Genomic DNA, 23,076 nt, shown 5'->3' with positions numbered 1-23,076 from the left:
CTGGCATGCCGGCAGACACGCGCAGCATGCCCGCTGAAGCACCGCAGAAGACCTGCTGGCAACCGGGCGTCCGAGGGACCTTTCGACGTGCAGTTTCCACGTGCGAACAAGGCATGATGATAGCACGCGCAGTGCTATCTCCGGCAGCCTGTGCAGGGTCGGCGTGCGTTGCGCAGACAAGGGTGCTGCATGACGAGAAACGCCCCGCTCATCCCCCTGACGGGGAAGGAGCGAGGCGTTCTCGGTCACGTGCGGGGAATGGCTCAGGCCAGATCGGCACGCGATGCCGGCTTGCGCGGCGCAAGCGCGAAGAACGGGCGCAGCTTCACGCCCAGCATGTTGCCGGCGAAGGCCATCACCAGCCACAGCCAGCCATGCAGGCTGCCGGAGGAGATGCCACCGAAGTAGGCACCGATGTTGCAGCCGAAGGCCAGGCGCGCACCATAGCCCAGCAGCAGACCACCCAGCACGGCAGCCACCACCGAGCGCAGCGGAATGTTCCACTTCGGCGCGAACTTGCCGGCCAGCAGTGCCGCCGCCAGCGCCCCCACCACGATACCGATGTTCATCACCGTGGTGATGTCTTGATAGAGCGGTGCAGCCAGTGCCTTGGCATTGCCCGCCGCCTGCCAGTAGCCCCAGTCACTGACATCGAAGCCCAGCGCGGTGTAGGCCTTGGTGCCCCACAGCGCGAAGGCCGAGGTGATGCCCCACGGGCGACCGGCCAGCGCCAGCGTCACGAAGTTGAGCAGCGCCAGCGCCACGGCACCCGCCAGCAGCGGCCAGGGACCACGCAGAAAGCGTGACAGACCACGCGGCTGACTGTCGGTCACGGTGGCCTTCTCGAGCTCACCGTGACGGCGCTTCTCCAGCGTGCGTGTCACCACCACGATGATGGCGAACAGCACCAGGCTGACGATGATGCCACCCAGCGCGCCGAAGCTGTCCACCAGCGAGACGGCGGGCAGCGACGGCAGGCTCTGCCACCAGCTGAAGTGCGCGGTGCCGATCACCGAGCCGACGCAGAAGAAGATCAGGGTGATCACCATGCGCGCATTGCCGCCACCGACGGTGAACAGCGTGCCCGAGGCGCAGCCGCCGCCCAGCTGCATGCCGAGCCCGAACAGGAAGGCACCGACCACCACCGAGATACCCAGCGGCGAGACGAAGCCGGAGACCTCCTGCCCCCACAGGCTGCCCGAGGCCAATACCGGGAAGAACAGCACCACGGCGATCGCCAGCATCAGCATCTGGGCACGCAGGCCGCGTCCTCGGCGCTCGGTGATGAAGACTCGCCAGGCGGAGGTGAAGCCGAAGGCCGCGTGGTAGAGCACCACGCCCAGCGCGCCCCCCACCAGCAGCAGCAAGCCCTGGCGCCAGCCGGACACCATCCCCAGCAGGATGGCAGCCACCACCAGCAAGCCTCCGGCCAGAATGGCCTTCGGGTTGATGGCGGTCGTCGGCAGGCCGGACTGGCTGGCCTTGCCGGGTATCGCATCGTGACTCATGTCTTGCTCCTTGAACGAAGTCGTCATGTCGCGTTCATCAATGCGGCAAGCCTAACGCGTTGCCTTATAGCTGTGAACGAATTTTCAGCACGCCATCCATTCCGCCATGGAATATAAGTCACCCCCGTCAGCTCACCTCCCAGACGACGACGCCCGCCATCGAAAGCGATGGCGGGCGTCTGGTGCCGGGCTGTGCGGGGTGTCCTCGAGATTACACGAAGTTGCCCAGACCGACGGCACGACGCAGGCGCTCCATCATCGGCGCGGCCTCATCGCGCGCACGCTCGGCACCACGCTTGAGGATGGCTTCGACATGTGCCGGATCTTCCATCAGCTCGACGTAACGCTCACGCGGCGCCTTGAGATGGTCGTTCAGGTATTCGAACAGCTGATTCTTGGCATCGCCCCAGCCAATGCCGGCGGCGTACTGCTCACGCATGGCGGCGACTTCCGCCTCGGTGGCGAAGGCTGAATAGATCTGGAACAGCGAACAGGTATCCGGGTCCTTCGGCTCCCCCGGCTCCAGCGAATTGGTCTTGATCTTGCGCACGCTCTTGAGCAGCTGCTTCTCGGTGCCGAACAGCGGAATGGTGTTGTTGTAGCTCTTGGACATCTTGCGGCCATCGAGGCCCAGCAGCAGCTGGGATTTCTCGTCGGTCACCGCCTCGGGCATGGTGAAGTAGTTGCCCTTGAAGAGGTGGTTGAAGCGCCCGGCCATATCGCGCGCCATCTCGATATGCTGGATCTGGTCACGCCCCACCGGCACCTTGTGGGCATTGAACATCAGGATGTCCGCCGCCATCAGCACCGGATAGCTGAACAGACCCATGCTGATGCCGCGATCGAGATCCTCGATACCGCTCTCTTCATTCTCGGCCACGGCGCCCTTGTAGGCATGCGCACGGTTCATCAGGCCCTTGGCGCAGACACAGTTGAGCAACCACATCAGCTCCGGAATCTCCGGCACATCCGACTGGCGATAGAAGATGGCGTTGTCGGTGTCCAGCCCCAGCGCCAGCCAGGTGGCGGCGATCTCACGGCGGGATTCCTGCACGCGCTTCGGGTCCTGACACTTGATCAGAGCATGGAAATCGGCGAGGAAATAGAAGGACTGGACCGTCGGGTCCTGGCTGGCCTCGATGGCGGGCTTGATGGCGCCGACATAGTTGCCGAGGTGAGGGGTGCCGGTGGTCGTGATGCCGGTAAGAACGCGGGTCTTGGTCATGGATGCACTTCTTGGGCGTCTGAGTCGGGGAGCGTGCCACTTGGCGGGACCTGCTCACAATGAATCACGACAGGGCACGACGGCGCGCATCACGATGCGATGAACCCGCCATGTCCTGCCGCTGCATTGCGCTCATCTTACCCTGAGGGGCATGGCCTTCGTAAGGGCCGGACAGACGACCAGCGCCCCATGCACGCCATGTACCCGCCGGCAGGTGTCAGCCCTTTGCCAGGGCATCTTCCAGCGAGATCACCGGCATGCCGAAGGCAGCGCCGACTTCCGCAATCGTCAGCTGGCCGGCATGCACGTTGAGGCCTGCCGCGAAGTGACGATCTTCCCGCAATACCTTGCGATAGCCGCCATTGGCGAGCTTCACCACATAAGGCAGCGTCGCGCTGGTAAGTGCCTGGGTCGAGGTACGTGCCACGGCCCCCGGCATGTTGGCCACGCAATAATGCACGACACCATCGACGAGATAGGTCGGTTCCGCATGGGTCGTGGCGCGACTGGTCTCGAAACATCCGCCCTGGTCGATCGCGACATCCACCAGCACCGCACCGGGCATCATGTTGCGCAGATGCTCGCGACGGATCAGCTTGGGAGCCGCGGCACCGGGCACGAGCACGGCCCCGATGATCAATGCCGAATGGCGTACCGCCTCATCCAGCGCCTCGGATGTCGAATAGACCGTACGAATCTGTCCCTGATAGCGGTGATCCAGCGTCTCGAGGCGGTTCAATGACGTATCGAGAATCACCACCTCGGCGCCCAGCCCCAGCGCCATGCGCGCCGCGTTCTCCCCCACCACGCCGCCGCCGATCACCGTGACCCGCGCCGGTGGCACGCCAGGCACACCGGGCAACAGCACCCCCATCCCGCCTTGCGCCTTCTCCAGCGCATGCGCGCCGGCCTGGATCGCCATGCGCCCGGCAACGCGACTCATGGGCGCCAGCAGCGGCAGACCACCGGCGGTGTCGGTGATGGTCTCGTAGGCAATCGCGGTCACCCCGCTATCCAGCAGGCTTTCGGTCAGCTCACGGGCGGCGGCCAGATGCAGGTAGGTGAACAATGTCTGGCCGCTGGTGAGACGTGCCACCTCGGCCGGCTGAGGCTCCTTGACCTTGAGTATCAGCTCGGCCTCACGAAAGACCTGCTCGACATCCGATTCAAGACGAGCCCCGACCCCCTGGTACTCGGCGTCACTGAACCCACTGCCCTCACCCGCACCACGCTCGACGATGACGTCATGGCCATGGGCAATCAGCTCTCGCACCCCGGCGGGCGTCAGAGCGACACGGTATTCGTGGTTCTTGATTTCCTTCGGCACGGCGATCTGCATGACGAGCTCCTTGCACTGCTGGCGGAATACGGCGATGTCATCTCGACACCTCCTACAAGCACAGCAGACTCGTCAGCGTCGCGCCAATCAGATGCCAGCAAGATTCACCAAAACACGACAGCAATGCAGTGGAATGCAGGGAATCATCGTTGGCTGACAGCATCCTCGCTCACCAGCGCCGCCGAATAGCATTCACGGTAAGCCTCGGGCATGCGTCTGGCTCGCCCACTCGAGAGTTCGATGCAGACGAAGCGCGTGCGCGCCTCCAACAGCGTCAGGCCATCCGAGCAACGACGCAGCTGAAAGCGGCGCGTCAGGCTCAGGCGGCCATCGCACGCCACCAGCCAGGTGGCCAGCATCAGCGAATCGCCAAGCCGTGCGCTGGCCAGATAGTCGATCTCGTGACGATGCACCGCCATGCCACGATCCTGGGCACGATAGTGTTCAAGGCCCAGCCCCAACGCTTCGGAATGCGCCCAGCTGATTCTCTCCAGCCAGCGCACGTATTCGGCATTGTTGACATGGCCATAGCCATCCAGCGCCTCGACACTTACCGCGATCGGCAGCAGGAAGGGAGACGGCAGCGCCCACCCTTCACAGGTTTCCCGCAAGGGGGCCGTGTTGCCGATGACGGTCTCCGATGCCTGTACGTCCGTCATGCCACGAACTCCGTGTCGTCATCCTGCTCGCGGGGCCCTGCATCATCACGCATGGGCGCACTGGCACCGCAGGACCAGCATTCACTGAAGCTGCCTTCGAGGCGCTCCCCGCAGGCGCACTGCCAATCCGGCTGCGCAGGCGCGGCCTCGATATGCGCCAGCAGCTGGCGAGCGCGGGCGAGATTGTGCTCGGCAACCCACAATTGCGGCTCGCAATCGTTGACGGGCAACTCCCCGGCTGCCGAACCCAGCAGACGGTTGCGCAGCTCGCACGGGATACCTTCGCTTTCCAGAAGGTTGCGCCAGTGATCCAGCAGCACGAGATTGTGATGGGATGTCAGTCGTCGATACATGCCGTCAGACTATCAGAGTCCGGGCGCTACGGAAGCCATCAACGACAACGCCGCCCCAAAGGGCGGCGTTGTCGTTCGTGCCAAAGGACACGTTCATCGCTCGCGATCCCGATCGCGACCCGAGACTCGATCTCAGTCGCGATAGACCCGCACACCGAGCGCCTTGAGGTAGGAGGTCTCGGGGATGGACGGGTGCACCGGGTGGTCGCTGGCCTGATGGCCCTGGAAGATGACCTGACCGTGGCGGTCCTGGTGACGCACGGCGCCGCGCACCACATCCATCAGGCGCTCCGGCGCCAGATGCATGGAGCAGGAGCCGGACATCAGCAGACCGTCGCGGCCCAGCAGGCGCATGGCTTCACGGTTGAGGCGTGCATAGGCACGCTCACCATTGGTGATGTCCTTGCGCTTGCGGATGAAGGCGGGCGGATCCGCGATGATGACGTCGAACTGCTCGCCTTCCGCGCGCAGGGCCGTCAGTGCCTCGAAGACATCCGACTCCGCGATGGAGACGCGATCCTCGACACCGTTGAGCACGGCGTTGCCCGAGACTCGCTCAAGTGCCGCACCGGAGGCGTCGACACACAGCACTTCGCTGGCGCCATGCGCCGCCGCCTGCACCCCCCAGCCACCGACGTAGCTGAACAGGTCCAGCACGCGCTTGCCTGCCACCTGACGATTCAGCCAGGCACGGTTGTCGCGGTGATCATAGAACCAGCCGGTCTTCTGGCCATCCAGTACCGGCGCGCTGAACTGGACACCATTCTCTTCCAGCAGCACGCTTTCCGGCAGCTCGCCATAGACGACTTCGACGTTGCGCTCGAGCTGTTCCTGACGGCGACCGCTGGAATCGTTCTTGAACACGATGGCGGTCGGCTTGACGACCTTCAAGAGCGCATCGACGATCACTTCCGCCAGACGCTCCATGCCGAAGGTGTTGAGCTGGCAGACCAGCACGTCGCCGAAGCGATCGACGATCAGACCCGGCAGCAGGTCGCCCTCGCCGTGGACCAGACGGTAGAACGGCTTGTCATAGAGGCTCTCGCGCAGCGACAGCGCCTGGTTGAAGCGATGCACCAGCAGCGAGCGGTCCAGACGCTGTTCCGGGTTGCGCGAGACGATACGCGCGCAGATCAGCGAGTTCGGGTTGACGTAGGCAACGCCCATCGCGCGGCCGTTGCTGGCCTCGATGATCGCCTGGGCGCCCGGTTCGAAGTTCTTGAGCGGCGTCGCGACGGTATCGACTTCATTGGAGTACAGCCACAGATGGCCAGCCTTGAGGCGGCGATCAGCATTCTTCTTCAGGCGCAGACGTTCAGTCACGGGAATCATCCATAAGACAGGGAAAGGGACAGGACGACGACAGGGCGCGCCCGAATGGGGCCATTCTAGTCGTCATGGCGGCCCCGGTCACGGAGCCTCCGGTCAAGTGATCATCAAGGGCCAGCGAGACATGTCTGACCCGTGCCGGCACGAACGGCACTAGCTCTGGCAATGAGGGCAGAAGCAGCTGGCACGCTGCCCGAGCACCAAGCTCATGATCTCATGGCCACACTCACGGCAGGGCTCGCCCCCTCGCCCATAGACGTTGAGGCGCTGGGCGAAGTAGCCGGGCTTGCCATCACCACCGACGAAATCACGCAAGGTGGTACCGCCTTGCTCGATGGCAGCCGCCAGCACGCTGCGCGAGGCCTCGGCGAGGCGCTCATATTCCTCCAGAGAGGTCTCCCCCGCCGGACGACGCGGGTCGATGCCAGCCATGAAGAGCGCCTCACTGGCGTAGATGTTGCCCACGCCGACCACATTGGCGTTGTCCATCAGGAAAGGCTTGATCGCCACGCGTCGCTTGCGCGAGCGCGCGAAGAGAAGCTCACCGGTGAAGGCGTCCGACAAGGGCTCCGGCCCGAGCCTCGCCAGACGTGTGTCAGCGTGCGGGTCACCGCGCACGAAGTCGACGAAACCGAAGCGACGCGGGTCGTGATAGCGCAACACCTGGCCATTGCCCAGCACTACATCGACATGGTCATGCGTACGGGGCGGCGTGCCGAGGGGTACCAGCCTCAGACTGCCGGACATGCCCAGATGCCAGAGCAGGTGGCCATCGGCGATCGGCAACAGCAGGTACTTGGCACGGCGCGAGAGCTCACCAAAACGCTGCCCCACCAGCCACTCCGCCAGCTCACTCGGTACTGGCGTGCGCAGCCGTGGCTGACGCACGATCACCTCGGTGACCTCCTGGCCCTCGACCAATGGTGCGATACCACGGCGAGTCGTCTCGACTTCCGGTAATTCGGGCATGCTTCCTCCTCGACTGACCGCCAGACGCACAACAGGGTGACGACAGAAGCCGCCACCCTGTTGCAGGATGCCGGAACTCCGACATCCAGATACTCGAAAACCCGGTCAGGACCGGGTTTTCGAGGGTTCCGACAGCACGCTGGCGGGAGACAAGATCACTTGATCTTGGCTTCCTTGTACATCACGTGCTTGCGAACGACCGGATCGTACTTCTTGAATTCAAGCTTGTCCGGAGTGTTACGCTTGTTCTTGTCGGTGGTGTAGAAGTGGCCAGTACCGGCACTTGACACCAACTTGATCTTGTCACGCATTTTCAGTTTCCTTCCACAGTCGCATTCACCGAACGATTGAGAGCGTTGCCCTCGGCTCGGTTGCCATTGCTACAGGGGCTGTCTTCTAGTGTTTAGAAGCGCTCGCCACGTGCAGTGAGGTCCTTGAGGACTTCGTCGATACCCTTCTTGTCGATGATGCGCATGCCCTTGGTAGAGACGCGCAGCTTGACGAAGCGCTGCTGGGATTCAACCCAGAAACGGTGGGTGTGCAGGTTCGGCAGGAACCGGCGACGAGTCTTGCGCTGGGAGTGAGAAACGTTGTTACCAGTCACCGGGCGCTTGCCGGTAACCTGACATACTTTGGACATTGGAGCCTCCAACCGCTGCGTTGGCTAAGTTGTTCAAAACCTGTCGGGCAAACCGGAAGTGGCAGGCGCCGCCTCATGCCCTGATTTCAAAGTGTGTTACGTCCATTCCGGAAGACAAGCTTCAGGGTACTGGAACGTGCAGGCGCAGCATTTTACCCGAAGAGGAACGCGAAAGCACGCCCAAGACGGATTTTTTTCGCCAACACGCTTCGCCCGAGCTGTCACATCGGTACAGACGCTTGCTTAGCCAGACGCTTCACTCAGCCAATGTCGGCCAGAGTGGTCGCGAATTCTGTGGTGGGTGGTACGGGAGGCGCAACATTACCACAATCGACGCCCTGTTTTGCAATCCCTGTCACCCGGCAGGCCCGACAATTGACCAGACCGGACATCCGCAGGGCGCCTCCTTCCCATCCGCTCCTTCTTCTTCCTTCTCTTCCCCCCTGCTCTCGTCTCAGCGCCTTGTCGAAAGAGGTCGCACAAGACCGAGGCGATGCCTGGCTCACAACCAGCCACGCTCGGCGAAGGAGATCACCTCGCCGTCCCCCACCACGAAGTGATCCAGCACCCGGATATCGAAAAGTCCCAACGCCTCTTCCAGGCGCTGGGTGATACGACGATCGGCATCACTGGGCTCCGCCACTCCGGAGGGATGGTTGTGGGCGAGTATCAAGGCACCCGCGTTGAGCGCCAGCGCCCGCTTGACCACTTCACGCGGATAGACGGCAGCAGCATCCAGCGTGCCGGTGAAGAGTGTCTCGAAGCGAATGACGCGATGCTGACTATCCAGGAAGAGTGCGGCGAAGACCTCATGTGGCAGATCACGCAGATGAGAGGAGAGGTAGCGCCGTACCAGCAGCGGTGAGGTCAATGCCGCCCCGCGCATCAACAGGCTTTCCAGATGTCGACGGGACAGCTCCAGCGACGCCTGCAACTGTACGTACTTGGCATCTCCCAGGCCTCGCGCGGCACAGAAATCCTGCTGACTGGCTTCCAGCAGTGGGCGCAGCCCGCCGAAGGTGGTCAACAGGTCGCGCGCCAGGTCCACCGCCGAACGTCCCTTGATTCCCACTCGCAGGAAGATTGCCAGCAACTCGGCATCTGACAGCGCAGCAGCCCCCGATGACAGAAGCTTCTCACGGGGCCGCTCCCCGATTGGCCACTCCCTGATGCCCATGCACATTCTCCTCTCGTGACAGTGATGCTGACATCCGGCGCGCCACGAGAGTGGCCACGCCTGCCTCAGGGCAGGCCCACCGACACGCCAAGGAGCATGACGCGACATCAGCATTTGGACTGAGAAGCGTGGTCTTCGCCCGTCACTGCCGCCAGCGTCACTCTCAACGCTTGCATGCCTGGCGCGCTTTCTGGCTGGCTGAGCCTTTCTGGTTCGCGGCTCATCGTGCCGCGACAGGTCAGTGTCCGCACCCGCGACAGACGGCGTGCCCGGCCAGCGACGCTACGCAAGGTTGCATCACGGTGATATGGTAGAGGCGAACGCGAGAGCTTTGACATTGACGGATCAGGGATGCAGGACACCATGCACTCACTCGCCGGACGGCGCATTCTGCTGGGCATCAGCGGCGGTATCGCAGCGTACAAGGCGGCGCTCATCACTCGTCTGCTGAAAAAGGCCGGGTGCGAGGTACGCGTCGCCATGACCGAAGGTGCCCAGGCCTTCATCACGCCGTTGACCCTGCAGGCGCTGTCGGGCAATCCCGTGCATACCTCGCTGCTCGATCCTGAGGCAGAGGCCGGCATGGGACATATCGAGCTGGCGCGCTGGGCGGAGGTCATTCTCATCGCCCCCGCCACTGCCGACCTCATGGCCCGCCTGGCCCATGGCCGTGCCGATGATCTGATCACTACCCTGTGCCTGGCCAACAACGCACGCTGGGTCGTGGTCCCGGCGATGAATCAGGCGATGTGGGCGCACCCTGCCACCCAGCGCAACGCCCGGCAGCTCAGTGCCGATGGCTGGACGCTGCTCGGCCCGGCCAGCGGCGAACAGGCGTGTGGCGACGTGGGAGCCGGGCGCATGCTCGAGCCAGAAGAGATCGTCGCCGGTCTGAGCGCGCTGCTCGACGAGGGCGAGCCGGCACCATTGCCGGCAGCGGGCCTGACCATCACCATCACCGCCGGTCCGACCCGGGAAGCGCTGGATCCGGTGCGCTATCTGAGCAATCACAGCTCCGGAAAGATGGGGTATGCCCTGGCCAGCGAAGCCGCGGCACTGGGCGCAAGAGTTCGCCTGATCAGTGGGCCTGTCGCCCTACCCACACCGCCTGGCGTCGAGCGCATCGATGTCGAGTCAGCCTTGCAGATGCAAGACGCTGCCGAAGCGGCGCTGCAGGATAGCCAGGTCTTCATCGGCTGCGCCGCCGTCGCCGACTTCCGACCTGCCGCTGTCGCCGAGCACAAGCTCAAGAAGCAGGTCGGCGAAGAACAGATGCAGGTCCATCTGATCCGCAACCCCGATATCATTGCCGGCATTGCCGAGCAGAGTCAGGCGCGGCGCGCCAACGGACAGCCCGCTCCGCTGGTGGTCGGCTTCGCCGCCGAGACTCGCGATGTCCTTCGCTATGCCCGCGACAAGCTGACACGCAAGCGTCTCGACATGATCGTGGCCAATGACGTCAGCACCCCGGGACTGGGGTTCGGCAGTGACAGCAATGCCGCCACCCTGGTGTGGCGACACCCCGGCCAGGCAAATGACAGACTGCATGAACAGGCCATCGCGGCCTGCCCCAAGATTGCGCTGGCGCGTGCGATTCTCGAGCGCGCACTGGCACTGCATCAAGACGGCGCCCTCCATGGCGCCGCCAATTTGAACATGGCGACCTCCGCCATCGATGACCAGGAAACACCTTAGATGACCCGCCCCCGGCTCGAACTCAAGATCCTCGACGAGCGCGTTCGCGATTACCCGCTACCCCACCATGCGACTCCCGGCAGTGCCGGCATGGACCTGCGCGCACTGCTGGATGCCCCGCTGACACTGGCCCCGGGCGCCTGTGAGCTGGTGCGTACCGGCCTGGCGATCCATATCGCCGACCCCGCGCTGGCCGGCATGATCCTGCCGCGCTCCGGCCTGGGGCATAAACACGGCATCGTGCTGGGCAATCTGGTCGGTCTGATCGATTCCGACTACCAGGGCGAACTGATGATCTCGGTCTGGAACCGCGGCGACAGCGAGTTCGTGCTGGAACCCGGTGAGCGACTGGCACAGTACGTGCTAGTCCCGGTAGTACAAGCCGAACTGGTCGAGGTCACGGAATTCGAGACCAGCCAGCGCGGTGAAGGCGGCTTTGGCCATTCTGGTCGTCATTGACGGGTCGTCACTGACAGCACATTGCAGACGACTCGCCACCGAAACCCGACAGCGCTCCGTGACAGATGGAACCGCTTGCTAGCCGCACCCGTCGGCATGCCGCGATAGTGTTCGCACGGCATGCCGGCCATGACTTCTCACGATTGATTCAACCGACAGGGATGCACCATGAGTCAGGTACCCGCTTCAATTTTTCGCGCCTACGACATCCGTGGCATCGTGGATGAGACCCTCACCGAAGACGGCGTGCGCGCCATCGGCCAATCCATTGGTAGCGAAGCCGCGGCACGCGGTGAGTCCACCGTCGTGGTCGCCCGCGATGGTCGCCTCTCCGGACCGCGCCTGTCCAAGGCGCTGATTGCCGGCCTGCGCGATGCCGGCCGTGATGTCATCGACATCGGCATGGTGCCGACTCCGGTGCTCTACTACGCCACCAACATCCTGGAAGGCACCCGCTCCGGCGTGATGCTGACCGGCAGCCACAACCCGGCCAACTACAACGGTCTGAAGATCGTGCTGGCGGGTGAGACCCTGTCCGGCGACACCATCACCGACCTTTATCGCCGCCTGCAGGAAGGCGATCTGGCGCAAGGCGAAGGTAGCCTGCGTGAAGAAGACGTGCGCGAACGCTACCTGGATCAGATTACCGGCGACGTGGTCGTCAAGCGTCCGCTCAAGGCAGTGGTCGATTGCGGCAATGGCGTGGCCGGTGAGCTGGGCCCGGAGCTGATCCGTCGCCTCGGTGTCGAGACCATCCCGCTGTTCGAGGAGATCGATGGCAACTTCCCGAACCATCACCCGGACCCGGGCAAGCCGGAAAACCTGCAGGACCTGATCAGAACCATGCAGGAAACCGGCGCGGATATCGGTCTGGCCTTCGATGGCGACGGCGATCGCCTCGGCGTCGTCACGCCCAAGGGCGAGATCCTGTATCCCGACCGTCTGATGATGGCACTGTCGGAAGACCTCATCGAACGTGTACCGGGCGCGCGCATCATCTTCGACGTCAAGTGCACCGGCAACCTGGCCACCGTGATCGAGAAGGCGGGGGGCACACCGGAAATGTGGCGCACCGGCCACTCCCTGATCAAGGCGCGCATGAAGGAAACCGGCGCGGCCCTGGCCGGCGAGATGAGCGGCCATATCTTCTTCAAGGAGCGCTGGTTCGGCTTCGACGACGGCCTCTACGGCGCGGCGCGTCTGCTGGAAATCCTCGCCAAGCAGGATGTCGATGCCGACACCTTCTTCGCACGCTATCCGCAGGATCTGGGCACCCCCGAGATCAACGTGGAAGTGACCGATGAGACCAAGTTCGCTATCGTCGAGCGACTGGCCAGCGAAGGTGACTTCGGTGACGACGGCGTGAAGACCACGCTGGATGGCATTCGCGTCGACTACGCCGACGGCTGGGGCCTGTGCCGCGCCTCCAACACCACACCGGTGCTGGTACTGCGCTTCGAAGGCAAGTCAGAGGCGGCGCTGGAGCGCATCAAGGACAGCTTCCGCGCCGCACTGAAGCAGGCCGAGCCAAGCATCACCGCCCCGTTCTGATCGAGGCGTTCTGATCGGCCCGGGCAGGCGATCAACGACCGGCGCGGCAGCAGGATGACCGCCGTGCCGGTCCGCTGACTCCCCGGCCCGGGTGACTCTTTCCCATGGCAGCGCCGGTTGCCATCACCTCTTTCCATGACGTGGTGCGCGCAGGCGTAACGCAAGTGATAGTCTCGAGTGACAGCGTCCGAACTCTCCTTTCGGACCCAATTTCTGTGGAGTGATACGTTGATGAGCCACGCCAACCGCGACCCGCACCAGGTGGTCGAGGTCCTGTCCGAAGCCCTGCCCTATATCCAGCAGTTCTCGGGCAAGACCGTGGTGGTCAAATACGGCGGCAACGCCATGACCGAAGATACCTTGATCGACTCCTTTGCCCGCGACATGGTGCTGATGAAGGAAGTCGGCATCAACCCGGTGGTCGTGCACGGTGGCGGCCCTCAGATCGGCGCCCTGCTCAAGAAGCTGAACATCGAATCACGCTTCGTCGACGGCATGCGCGTGACCGACTCAGAGACCATGGATGTGGTCGAGATGGTACTGGGCGGCCTGGTCAACAAGGGCATCGTCAATCTGATCAACCAGTGCGGCGGCAAGGCCATCGGCGTCACCGGCAAGGACAGCGGCCAGATTCGCGCGCGTCAGCTCAAGGTCACCCGCCACATGCCGGGCATGAATGCCTCGGAAATCATCGATATCGGTCACGTCGGTGAAGTCGAGCATGTCTCGACGGATCTGATCGAGCTACTGACCCGCAATGACTTCATTCCGGTGATCGCGCCGATCGGCGTCGACGATGAGGGACGCAGCTACAATATCAATGCCGACCTGGTCGCCGGCAAGGTCGCAGAAGCGCTGGGGGCGGAGAAGCTGATGCTGCTGACCAACGTCGCCGGCCTTCTGAACGCCGAGGGCGAAGTCATGACGGGGCTGACCACCGAAGCGGTGGATGGACTCATCGAGGACGGCACCATCTATGGCGGCATGCTGCCCAAGATCAGCTGCGCGCTGGATGCCGTCAAGCAGGGCGTGCGCAGTGCACACATCATCGATGGTCGCGTACCGCATGCCACCCTGCTGGAAATCTTCACCAATGCCGGTGTCGGCACCTTGATCAGCAATGCTGATCCGGACACCTCCAAGGCATGAAGAGCATAAAGCCGGGGCCAGACTTCCGGTGATTCGCGCGAGGCCAGCGACACGCCTCAGGACACGGACCCGCCCGCAGCACATCGCTGCAGGCCGCGAGAAATGACAAGATTCCATGACGCAGGCGAATCCAAAACAATCACGTCGCGAACAGATCCTCCAGGCACTTGCCTTGATGCTGGAAGAGGACAGCGGCAAACGTATCACCACCGCGGCATTGGCACGTCAGGTCGGCGTCTCCGAGGCTGCACTCTATCGTCACTTCCCCAGCAAGGCGCGCATGTTCGAAGGGCTGATCGAGTTCATCGAGAGCACCCTGTTCGAGCGCATCGCGCTGATTCTGCAGGACAACGATACGGCTCATGCCAGGGTGCACCATATCCTGAGCCTGCTGCTTGGCTTTGCCGAGAAGAATCCCGGACTGTGCCGCCTGCTCAACGGCGATGCCCTGACCGGGGAGACGGCTCGTCTGCGCGTGCGCATGGCGCAGCTGTTCGAACGTCTCGAGACCCAGCTCAAGCAGGTACTGCGCGAGGCCGAGCCTCGTGAAGGCCTGCGGCCTGCCATTACCGTGACAGCCGCAGCCAATCTCCTGCTGGCCAGTGCCGAAGGCCGCATCGGACAGTATGTCCGCAGCGACTATCGCAAGCGACCCACCGAGCACTGGGAAGAACAGTGGAGACTGTTGAGTCGCGACCTGCTGCTGAGCAGCCAGGAGCGGATTGCCGTCTGACGGCCCTCCGCTTGAGCAAAAGAAAAGCCCCCGCCTCGAAGAGACGGGGGCTTTTTCATGCCACCTTCACGTGCAGACTCAGTTGCCAGGCCCATAGCGCTCGACGATGGCCGTCGCCGTCATCGGGCGTGCCAGCAGGTAGCCCTGATAACTGTCGCAGCGCAATCGCTTGAGCCCCTCGAACTGCGCCTGTGTCTCGACACCTTCCGCCACGATCTCATGCCCCATCGAATGCCCCAGACTGATGATGGCACCTACCAGCTGGATGGCCTGCTCATTGGCTCCCTGCTCGCTGGCCACCTGACCGCCGCGCCCTTGCTCGGACGCATCTTCCGCCAGGGCGTCCATCTTCATCACGAAGCTGCGGTCGACCTTGAGCACATCCAGCGGCAGGGAAGACAGATAGGACAGTGACGAGTATCCCTGCCCGAAGTCATCCAGCGCCACACGCACACCGAGCTCCCGCAGTGCTCTCAGCACGCTGAGCCCACCCTCCATGTCCTGGATCAACAGGGTCTCCGTGACCTCGACCTCCAGGCGCGTCGGCGCGAGATTCTGACTCTCGAGCACGCTGATCACTTCATGCTCATAGCCCGAAGTCAGCTGACGCGCCGAGAGGTTGACGGCCATGCGCGGCATGTAAAGGCCGCTTTCCTGCCAGCGCACCATCTGGGCGCAGGCCTCTTCCAGCACGAAACGCCCCAGCCGGAAGATGAGCCCCGTCTCTTCCGCGAGCGGAATGAACTGGGCCGGAGAGATCATGCCCAGCTCAGGATGCTGCCAGCGCAGCAGCGCCTCGACCCCCAACAGCTCTCCCGCCGCGTTCAGCTGCGGCTGGTAGTGCAGGAAGAGCTGCTGGCGCTCGATGGCCTGACGCAGGTCCTGCTCCAGCGTCATGCGCGAGGCGACATGCTTGTCCAGCGAGGACTCCCAGCGCAGGGCATGATCGCCACGCGACTTGGCATGATAGAGCGCCACGTCCGCATTGAGCATCAACGCCTGGGCATCACCATCTGCCTCGGCCAGGGAGTAGCCGGCCGTCAGGCTGATGATCAAGGGACGCCCGAGAATCGTGAAGGGGCGCTCCAGCTTCTGCTGGACATCGGCCACGATCTGCTCGGCTTGCTCGCCGACCTGAGGGAAATAGAGGCCGAACTCATCCGCCCCGAGACGCGCGACCAGGCCACCGGGCGGCAGGATGCGCCGCAGGCGCTCACCGATCGAGACCAGCAGCTGATCCCCCGCCTCATGCCCCAGGCCATCATTCACCGTCGAGAAGCGATCGATGTCGGCATAGATCATCACGCCTCCGATCGCGACCCGCTCATCCGCCGCCGCCATGAAGGCCTTGCGGTTGTAGAGCCCCGTCAAGGCATCGTGGCGCGCCAGGTAGTCGAGCTGACGCTCCGACTCCTTGTGGGCGCTGATGTCCAGCAGCAGGCCTTCCCAGTAACGTACGCCCTCCTCCCCCTCGATCATCACGCTGCGGTCCAGCACCCAGCGCTCGTGATCCGCGACGATTCTGAACACCTGTTCATGACGCATCTGAGCGCACATCGCCCAGTGACGCGCCGACGCGACGGACGGGCGATCCTCGGGATGGATCAGCTCATTGAGGGTGATGCCGGCCCCGACCAGAGACTCGGCCGAACGTCCGAACAATTCCGCGGCGCCACTGCTGATGAAGGTCAGCGTGCCGGTGTTGACCTCGATGCGATACACCACACCGGGCAGGTTATCCATCAAGGTCACCAGAGTACGCGAGCGCGCCGCCATCGATTCAAGCTCGCCCTCCAGCTCATCGTGGCGCTCACTGCGTTGCCGCTCGGCACGCGCGATCATCACGCCAAGCACCACCAGGAAGATGCCTCCCAGCAGCAGACCGAACCAGATACGCTGCCACCAGACCCACCACAGGCTCGAGACGGGCTGACTGACGACGCTGAACAGCTTGAGTGGTGCGATAAAACTGCCCGCCGCCATGCGCGGACGGCCATCAAAGCCGTCCACGTGATAGCGCCGCACGCCACGCTCGGAGATGTACTTGCCCATGTTGGCCAGCGTCGGCAACGGCAACTTTCCCGTCACCCCCAGCGCGTGCTCCTGAGGGCTGGAAAACAGCAGCAGACCGTTGGTCGAGAACAGGCGCAGGCGCTGCCCGTCATCCGCCCCCGGATTGGCCAGCAGACTTCTGGACTCCGAGAAATCCAGGCACCCGATCAGCAGCCACGCCTTGTCCTCGAGCTGCATATGGCGATAGAAAGGCAAGCCGGGCTGGCCGGACCCGAGAGGCAGTGCCGAACCGAACAACAGATTGCTTCTGCCGGGCAGGGATTGCGCCTCGGCCTGCGAGAGCTGCCACTTGCAGCTGCGCCCGACACCGATCTGATTGAGGCTGCTGCCACGATAATCGGCGAACGGCACCATCATCAGGGAGACCAGCGCCGGATGACGCCCCAGCGCACTCTCGAGCGAGCCTCTCCACTGCCTTGGTGTCTCCTCGTGCAACACACGCTCGAGCACCATCATCTCGCGGGCGACATCCGCCACGAGCTGTTCAGTCGAGATGTGCAGTTGCGTATCGAGCGCTTCGAGGCGTTGCATCTCCTGTTCGCGGACATCAAACCATTGTCCCGCCAGAAACAGCCCGCCCAACACCACCAGCAAAGCGACATTGATGCCAAGGATGCGCCACAGTGAATGTGTGCCTGGTTGACGCGAGGTAATCGGGTCCACATAGCCACCAATGAGGAAGGGAAATGACCGCTTAGCGTAGTGCAACAGAATGAAACATTCTGTTGCACGATACAACTGTCTACTGCCATAGCCGGTCGTTTCACTGTCCCTCAACGACAGAAGCCCCGCCGGAACACCGGCGGGGCTTCATCTACTGCGGGAAGTCAGCGAGGGAGTGTCAGGCAGCGAACCCTTCGCTCATGTCACCCATCGATTCACGCAGCTTCTTCATGGCGTTCTTTTCCAGCTGACGGATACGTTCTGCCGAGACACTGTAGATGTCTGCCAGCTCGTGCAACGTCGCCTTGTTGTCGCTCAACCAGCGCTGCTGGAGGATATCGCGCGAACGCTCATCCAATGCTGCCAGTGCCTTGAGCAGACGCCCGTGGGAGTCATCTTCCAGATCCTGCTGCTCGACCTGAGCCGCCGGATCGAGACTGTGGTCCTCGAGATAATTGACCGGCGCCTGGTAAGCGGAGCTCTCGTCATCACTGGGACCCGCATCGAAGCCGGCATCGTGTGCCGAGAGACGACTTTCCATCTCGCGTACCACCGATGGCTTGACGTCCAGGTCGCCTGCGATGGCGTCCACTTCTTCATTGTTCAGCCATGCCAGACGCTTCTTGGCACCGCGAAGATTGAAGAACAGCTTGCGCTGGGCCTTGGTGGTCGCGACTTTCACGATGCGCCAGTTGCGCAGCACGAACTCGTGAATCTCGGCCTTGATCCAATGCACGGCAAAGGACACGAGGCGAACGCCCTGATGGGGGTCAAAGCGCTTGACCGCTTTCATCAGGCCGACATTGCCTTCCTGGATCAGGTCCGCCTGCTGCAAGCCATAGCCGCTGTAGCTGCGCGCGATATGTACCACGAAGCGCAGGTGCGACATGACGAGTCGACGAGCCGACTCCAGATGATTCTCTTCATGCAACCGCAGGGCAAGCTCATGCTCTTCTTCAGCAGTAAGCACAGCGATACGGTTCACCGACTGGATATAGCCGTTTAGATCTTGACCCGGTGACAGGTGGCCAAGTGGCTGAAGACTGGTGCTCATAATGCAGATGTCTCCATGGTTGCCTAACACGCATGCAAGTAGTGAGACTGTGAAGGTTGCGACAGGTTCCCGTCAATAGCTGTACATGACGTGTACAATTGTCATGACGAGTAGCGCTTCGTAACGCCAGCGGGTGTGCGGTACGTTTAACCACCCACCAGCCCCTTCACTGACGCCCGGCGCAATTGTTGCCGGAGCGTAACTGATGACCTTTCTGGAGAGGAACACTGGCGGAAAACCGCGAAAAAAGATCGGCATCAGCGCGGAGAAATACTCGCCAGATGACGTCCGACCGCGATCCAGGCCCCCAACCAACCCAGTATTGTACTCGAAAACAGCAGCGTGGTACCCCCTGTGATGCCCAGTGCGGGCAACACATAGTTGCCGCCATAACTTTGTACAAGAGCCGTCACGGGTGCCGCCAACCAGTTACCGCCAAGCGCCAGAATGCCACACGCCAGCAACCCGCCGCCCAGGCCATACCAGGCACCGCTATAAAGGAAGGGACGCCGCACGAAGGCGTGGGTCGCACCGATCAGGGTCACGACCTCGATCTCCTGCCGGCGGCTCTCCACCGACAGCCGGATGGTATTGCCTACCACCAGCAGCACCCCCAGTCCGAAGAGTAGCGCAAGTCCCAGCGTCACTTTCTGACCCAGCTCACTCAATTGACGCAGACGCTCCAGCCACGCCAGATCCAGCCGTGCACTCTCGACGCCCGGCTCGCCCTCGAGGCGTGCGGCGAGATCGCGGACGGATTCCGGCGAGGTATCCAGCGGCGTGATGACGATGCTGGCCGGCAAGGGGTTGTCGTCCAGCAGGCTCAGTGAGCGCTTGAGATCGAGTGCCTGGGCGAATTCCTGCATGCCCTCGGCGGCAGTGATCAAACGTACGCCTCCGACGCCCGGGGCGCCGCGCAGCGAGTCCGACAGCGTCAGTGCCTGGCTCTCGTCGACCGACGTCTCGAGATAGAGGGTGAGCTGAGCGCTGTCATTGAGCTCATTGTCCAGCAGGCGCGCACTGTCCAGCGCCAGCCACAGCGCGGCAGGCAGTGTCAGCGCGATGGCGATCGCCAGCATGGTAAGCAGGCTGGCGACCGGAGTGACCAGCAGACGGCGTGCGCTGTCACGCGCCATGGCGCCATGATGACGCAGCCAGCTGCGATAGCGACTCTCGACGGAAATCCGGCTGGAGCGCGCGCCCTTGCGCGCCTGACGCTCGACAGACTCCGTGGATTCGACAGCGTCCGAGGCGGCCTTGCCGGCACGACCTCTTCCCGCCTGGCGCTTGTCGGACGAGGACTCGTGGTGAGTGCGGGGAGGGCTCATCGGGCCTCCTTGTCGGCAATCAGGCGACCGTCGGAAAGCTCCAGCGTGCGATGGTGCAGACGCGCGATCAGCGCCAGATCATGACTGGCGATCATCACCGTGGTACCGATGCGATTGAAGTCCTCGAACAGACGCATGATATCGGTCGAGAGTTTCGGGTCCAGGTTGCCGGTCGGCTCATCCGCCAGCAGCAAGGCTGGCTTGTTGACCACCGCACGCGCGATGCCCACGCGCTGCTGCTCCCCCCCGGAGAGTTCGATGGGCAGCGCCTTCTCGCGATGCAGCAGGCCCACCTTGTCGAGAGCGGCACGCACGCGACGCGCCTGCTCGCGCGGCGTGACCCCCTGGATCATCAGGGGCAGCGCCACGTTGTGGAAGATGTTGCGATCGCTCAGCAGCTGATGGTCCTGAAAGACCACGCCGATCTGGCGGCGGTAGTAAGGCACCTGCGAGGCATGCAGGCGTCCGATATCGTGCCCGGCCACCAGGATACGGCCACGCGAGGGACGCTCGAGGAGCATGATCAGCTTGAGCAATGAGCTCTTCCCTGCCCCGGAATGCCCGGTCAGGAACGCCATCTCGCCACGCTCGATGCGAAAATCGAGCCCGGCGAGTGCATCGAAGCGCCCTCCATAGCGCTTGCCCACATGCTCGAAGGCAATCATGCCTCGCGTGTCTCCGCGCCATCCGCCGGACGTGCATCCTCTTCCTCTCCGGCACGCGCGAACAGGGCGTTGACGAAATCGTCCGCCGCGAAGGGCCGCAGATCATCCACTCCCTCCCCGACACCGATGTAGCGAATCGGCAGATTGAGCTGCTTGGCCAGCGCGAAGATGATGCCACCCTTGGCGGTACCATCCAGCTTGGTCAGCGTCAGGCCGGTGATGTTGACCGCTTCATGGAAGGTGGAGGCCTGTGACAGCGCGTTCTGACCGGTACCGGCATCCAGCACCAGCATCACTTCATGGGGCGCGGCGACGTCCAGCTTGGCCATCACGCGCTGCACCTTCTTGAGCTCTTCCATCAGGTGGCTCTTGTTGTGCAGACGGCCCGCGGTATCGGCGATCAGGATATCGACGTTACGCGCCTTAGCGGCTTCCAGAGCGTCATAGATGACCGAGGCGCTGTCAGCACCGGTGTGCTGCGCGATGACCGGCACCTTGTTGCGCTCGCCCCAGACCTTGAGCTGTTCCACCGCTGCGGCACGGAAGGTATCGCCCGCCGCCAGCATCACGCTGCGGCCCTGGCTCTGGTAGCGCTTGGCCAGCTTGCCGATGGTGGTGGTCTTGCCGACCCCGTTGACCCCGATCATCAGGATCACGAAGGGGCCATCGCCCTTGGCCGGCAGCTCGAGATCCTTCGCGACCGGCGCCAGCATCACGCGCAGCTCTTCCTGCAGCGCTTCGTAGAGCGCCTGCGGTTCCTTCAATTCCTTGCGCGAGATGCGCGCGGTCAGGTTGTCGATGATCTCGGTGGTGGCCTCGATGCCCACATCTGCCATCAGCAGCTGGGTCTCGAGGTCTTCCATCAGCTCATCGTCGATCTGCTTCTTGCCGAGGAACAGACTGGCGACACCCTCGGTCAGGTTGGCGCGCGTCTTGCCTAGACCTGCCTTGATGCGCGCGAAGAAGCCACGACGCGGCTTCTCACGTCCATCGCGCGCCGTATCGCGGGCATCCTCATCGTCCACCGTGGCATCAGCCTCCGCCACGGCGACTTCGGCAGCACGGGCCTCTTCTTCCAGGCGAGCCTGCTCCAGCGCGGCCTGTTCTTCGGCCTCGATGGCGGCCAGCTGCGCGGCAGCCAGGCGCTCTTCTTCTTCGCGGGCGACGAGGCGCTCAGCTTCAGCCTTCTCAGCTTCAACTCGGGCGGCTTCCTCGGCGGCGAGACGCTCGGCTTCGGCTTTCTCAGCTGCCGCCTTTTCAGCCTCGACACGGGCGGCTTCCTCGGCGGCGAGGCGCTCGGCTTCGGCCTTCTCAGCTGCCGCCTTTTCAGCCTCGACACGGGCGGCTTCCTCGGCGGCGAGACGCTCGGCTTCGGCTTTCTCAGCTGCCACCTTTTCAGCCTCGACACGGGCGGCTTCCTCGGCAGCGAGACGCTCGGCTTCGGCCTTCTCAGCTGCCGCCTTTTCAGCCTCTAGCTGGGCTGCCTGCTCGGCAGTGTCCTGCTTGCCGGAGTCCTGCTCGTGGGGCGTGGCATCTTGTGTCTGTTCAAGAGCCTGTTGCTCGAGGGCCTGCTGCTCGGAGGCTTGCTGCTCCTGAGCCTTGTGTTTCTTGCGCTTGAAAAAACCGAACATGGCGAGACAGTCCTGAACTCGTGAAAGTGGCGTCATCCTACCATCCCTTCAGGCCTTAAGGTACGCACCACGCGGCATCCGGCGTCGCACATGCTAGACTCGCGGCATGAAAAAACGCGCACCTCACAAAGGCCCCGCACGGGGCAAATCCTCAGCCCCCTCGCGCTCTGGCAAGGCAGGGCCAGCGGGGCGTCTGCGAATCATCGGCGGACGTTTCAAGCGCCGCCTGCTGACCGTGATCGAGGCGCCCGGCCTGCGGCCGACGCCAGACCGCGTTCGCGAGACACTCTACAACTGGCTCGGCTTTCATGTCGGTGGCGCCAGAGTACTGGATCTGTTCGCCGGCAGCGGCGCACTGGGACTCGAGGCGCTGTCACGGGAGGCAGCCCAGGTCACCTTCGTGGAACGCGAGAGCCGTGTCGCTCGGGCGCTGGCCGACAACATCACGACCCTGAGCAATGAAGGCCCGCTGCCGGCGACGGTCATCACCGCCGACGTGATCCACTGGCTACAGAGCGGCACCCCGCCCGAGGAGGGCGTGGACCTGGTCCTGCTCGACCCGCCCTTCCGGCTCGGACTCGCCGCCGAGAGCTGCGAGCTGCTCGAGTCGCGGGGCTGGTTGAAGGATGGCGCCATGATCTATCTGGAAGTCGAGGCGGAGCTGACGCCTCAGGTCCCCGCCAACTGGCAGCTGCATCGCGAGAGTCGCGCCGGCGACAGTCACGGACGCCTCTATCGACGCCAGCAACCGGCCTGAGCACCTTTCGCGCTTGTGTCGATAAAGGCAGCATCGTAGTCTGCCTGCAGGCGGGTATCGCTGCGCCGTTCCGGCAGGGACTGCCGGGGTGGCCGATCTTCATCGCACCAGCATTCACC

Annotated in this window: 21 protein-coding genes; 6 read left to right on the top strand and 15 right to left on the bottom strand. The window is 63.4% G+C overall.

The window, feature by feature from the left end; translation table 11 throughout:
* Positions 1 to 263 precede the first annotated feature (263 nt).
* From OW493_RS11930 to radC, 10 genes are all read right to left on the bottom strand, one after another.
* Entirely contained in the window at positions 264 to 1,508 is a 1,245-nt protein-coding gene (locus tag OW493_RS11930; RefSeq protein ID WP_191237721.1) for a YeeE/YedE family protein, read from the bottom strand.
* Positions 1,509 to 1,719: 211 nt separating this feature from the next.
* The gene (locus OW493_RS11925) at positions 1,720 to 2,733 is read right to left on the bottom strand and encodes a tryptophan--tRNA ligase (RefSeq protein ID WP_289864289.1); all 1,014 of its coding nucleotides are present in this window, start codon (positions 2,731 to 2,733) and stop codon (positions 1,720 to 1,722) included.
* A gap of 217 nt (positions 2,734 to 2,950) precedes the next feature.
* Entirely contained in the window at positions 2,951 to 4,072 is a 1,122-nt protein-coding gene (gene ald / locus OW493_RS11920; protein WP_077377781.1) for an alanine dehydrogenase, read from the bottom strand.
* Between the two features lie 143 nt (positions 4,073 to 4,215).
* A complete protein-coding gene (locus OW493_RS11915) occupies positions 4,216 to 4,731 on the bottom strand; it encodes a thioesterase family protein (protein WP_289864288.1) in 516 nt (171 codons plus the stop codon).
* The gene (locus OW493_RS11910) at positions 4,728 to 5,084 is read right to left on the bottom strand and encodes a DUF2007 domain-containing protein (protein WP_077377775.1); all 357 of its coding nucleotides are present in this window, start codon (positions 5,082 to 5,084) and stop codon (positions 4,728 to 4,730) included. Before OW493_RS11910 ends, OW493_RS11915 begins: the two co-directional genes overlap by 4 nt.
* A 132-nt stretch (positions 5,085 to 5,216) precedes the next feature.
* Positions 5,217 to 6,416: a class I SAM-dependent rRNA methyltransferase gene (locus tag OW493_RS11905; protein WP_205700541.1), complete on the bottom strand. Its 1,200-nt coding sequence runs from the start codon at positions 6,414 to 6,416 to the stop codon at positions 5,217 to 5,219.
* 150 nt (positions 6,417 to 6,566) lie between these two features.
* Positions 6,567 to 7,382, bottom strand: coding sequence for a bifunctional DNA-formamidopyrimidine glycosylase/DNA-(apurinic or apyrimidinic site) lyase (gene mutM / locus OW493_RS11900; RefSeq protein ID WP_289864287.1), 816 nt, complete (start codon positions 7,380 to 7,382; stop codon positions 6,567 to 6,569).
* Between the two features lie 155 nt (positions 7,383 to 7,537).
* The gene (gene rpmG / locus OW493_RS11895; protein ID WP_016417370.1) at positions 7,538 to 7,693 is read right to left on the bottom strand and encodes a 50S ribosomal protein L33; all 156 of its coding nucleotides are present in this window, start codon (positions 7,691 to 7,693) and stop codon (positions 7,538 to 7,540) included.
* Positions 7,694 to 7,785: 92 nt separating this feature from the next.
* Positions 7,786 to 8,022, bottom strand: a complete 237-nt coding sequence (gene rpmB, locus OW493_RS11890; RefSeq protein ID WP_043336270.1) for a 50S ribosomal protein L28 — start codon at positions 8,020 to 8,022, stop codon at positions 7,786 to 7,788.
* Positions 8,023 to 8,524: 502 nt separating this feature from the next.
* Positions 8,525 to 9,199, bottom strand: coding sequence for a DNA repair protein RadC (gene radC, locus OW493_RS11885; protein ID WP_077377769.1), 675 nt, complete (start codon positions 9,197 to 9,199; stop codon positions 8,525 to 8,527).
* A 363-nt stretch (positions 9,200 to 9,562) separates the two neighbouring features.
* Here radC and coaBC point away from each other — a divergent pair, with 363 nt between their 5' ends.
* From coaBC to slmA, 5 genes are all read left to right on the top strand, one after another.
* Positions 9,563 to 10,894 carry a bifunctional phosphopantothenoylcysteine decarboxylase/phosphopantothenate--cysteine ligase CoaBC gene (gene coaBC / locus OW493_RS11880; RefSeq protein ID WP_289864285.1) on the top strand — a complete coding sequence of 444 codons (1,332 nt, stop codon included), beginning with the start codon at positions 9,563 to 9,565 and terminating at the stop codon, positions 10,892 to 10,894.
* Complete coding sequence (gene dut, locus OW493_RS11875) at positions 10,895 to 11,353, top strand: dUTP diphosphatase (protein WP_136939620.1); 459 nt, start codon at positions 10,895 to 10,897, stop codon at positions 11,351 to 11,353.
* A gap of 168 nt (positions 11,354 to 11,521) precedes the next feature.
* On the top strand, positions 11,522 to 12,904 hold the full coding sequence (locus OW493_RS11870) for a phosphomannomutase/phosphoglucomutase (RefSeq protein ID WP_084207806.1): 1,383 nt from the start codon (positions 11,522 to 11,524) through the stop codon (positions 12,902 to 12,904).
* 231 nt (positions 12,905 to 13,135) lie between these two features.
* Positions 13,136 to 14,053, top strand: coding sequence for an acetylglutamate kinase (gene argB, locus OW493_RS11865; protein ID WP_084207805.1), 918 nt, complete (start codon positions 13,136 to 13,138; stop codon positions 14,051 to 14,053).
* 115 nt (positions 14,054 to 14,168) lie between these two features.
* Positions 14,169 to 14,786 carry a nucleoid occlusion factor SlmA gene (gene slmA, locus OW493_RS11860; RefSeq protein ID WP_077377757.1) on the top strand — a complete coding sequence of 206 codons (618 nt, stop codon included), beginning with the start codon at positions 14,169 to 14,171 and terminating at the stop codon, positions 14,784 to 14,786.
* A gap of 78 nt (positions 14,787 to 14,864) precedes the next feature.
* On the opposite strand, the gene OW493_RS11855 is transcribed toward slmA, so the two are convergent.
* The 5 genes from OW493_RS11855 to ftsY all read right to left on the bottom strand — a co-directional run bounded on the left by OW493_RS11855 (position 14,865) and on the right by ftsY (position 22,200).
* Complete coding sequence (locus OW493_RS11855; protein ID WP_139345486.1) at positions 14,865 to 17,522, bottom strand: GGDEF and EAL domain-containing protein; 2,658 nt, start codon at positions 17,520 to 17,522, stop codon at positions 14,865 to 14,867.
* Positions 17,523 to 17,700: 178 nt separating this feature from the next.
* The gene (rpoH, locus tag OW493_RS11850) at positions 17,701 to 18,576 is read right to left on the bottom strand and encodes an RNA polymerase sigma factor RpoH (protein ID WP_084207803.1); all 876 of its coding nucleotides are present in this window, start codon (positions 18,574 to 18,576) and stop codon (positions 17,701 to 17,703) included.
* Positions 18,577 to 18,833: 257 nt separating this feature from the next.
* A complete protein-coding gene (gene ftsX, locus OW493_RS11845; protein ID WP_136939623.1) occupies positions 18,834 to 19,904 on the bottom strand; it encodes a permease-like cell division protein FtsX in 1,071 nt (356 codons plus the stop codon).
* Positions 19,901 to 20,569 carry a cell division ATP-binding protein FtsE gene (gene ftsE / locus OW493_RS11840; protein WP_077377747.1) on the bottom strand — a complete coding sequence of 223 codons (669 nt, stop codon included), beginning with the start codon at positions 20,567 to 20,569 and terminating at the stop codon, positions 19,901 to 19,903. Before ftsE ends, ftsX begins: the two co-directional genes overlap by 4 nt.
* Entirely contained in the window at positions 20,566 to 22,200 is a 1,635-nt protein-coding gene (gene ftsY / locus OW493_RS11835) for a signal recognition particle-docking protein FtsY (protein WP_289864284.1), read from the bottom strand. The genes ftsE and ftsY overlap by 4 nt, the downstream gene beginning before the upstream one ends.
* Before the next feature lie 106 nt (positions 22,201 to 22,306).
* On the opposite strand from ftsY, the gene rsmD reads away from it, so the two are divergent.
* Positions 22,307 to 22,957 (top strand): 16S rRNA (guanine(966)-N(2))-methyltransferase RsmD, encoded by a 651-nt coding sequence (gene rsmD, locus OW493_RS11830; protein ID WP_136939625.1) that lies wholly within the window; start codon positions 22,307 to 22,309, stop codon positions 22,955 to 22,957.
* The last annotated feature ends 119 nt before the right edge of the window (positions 22,958 to 23,076 follow it).

Source organism: Cobetia sp. 14N.309.X.WAT.E.A4 (genome assembly GCF_030397495.1).
GTDB lineage: Bacteria > Pseudomonadota > Gammaproteobacteria > Pseudomonadales > Halomonadaceae > Cobetia > Cobetia marina.
Note: the sequence above shows the minus strand (reverse complement) of the source record. Positions and strands in the feature narration are given on the sequence as shown.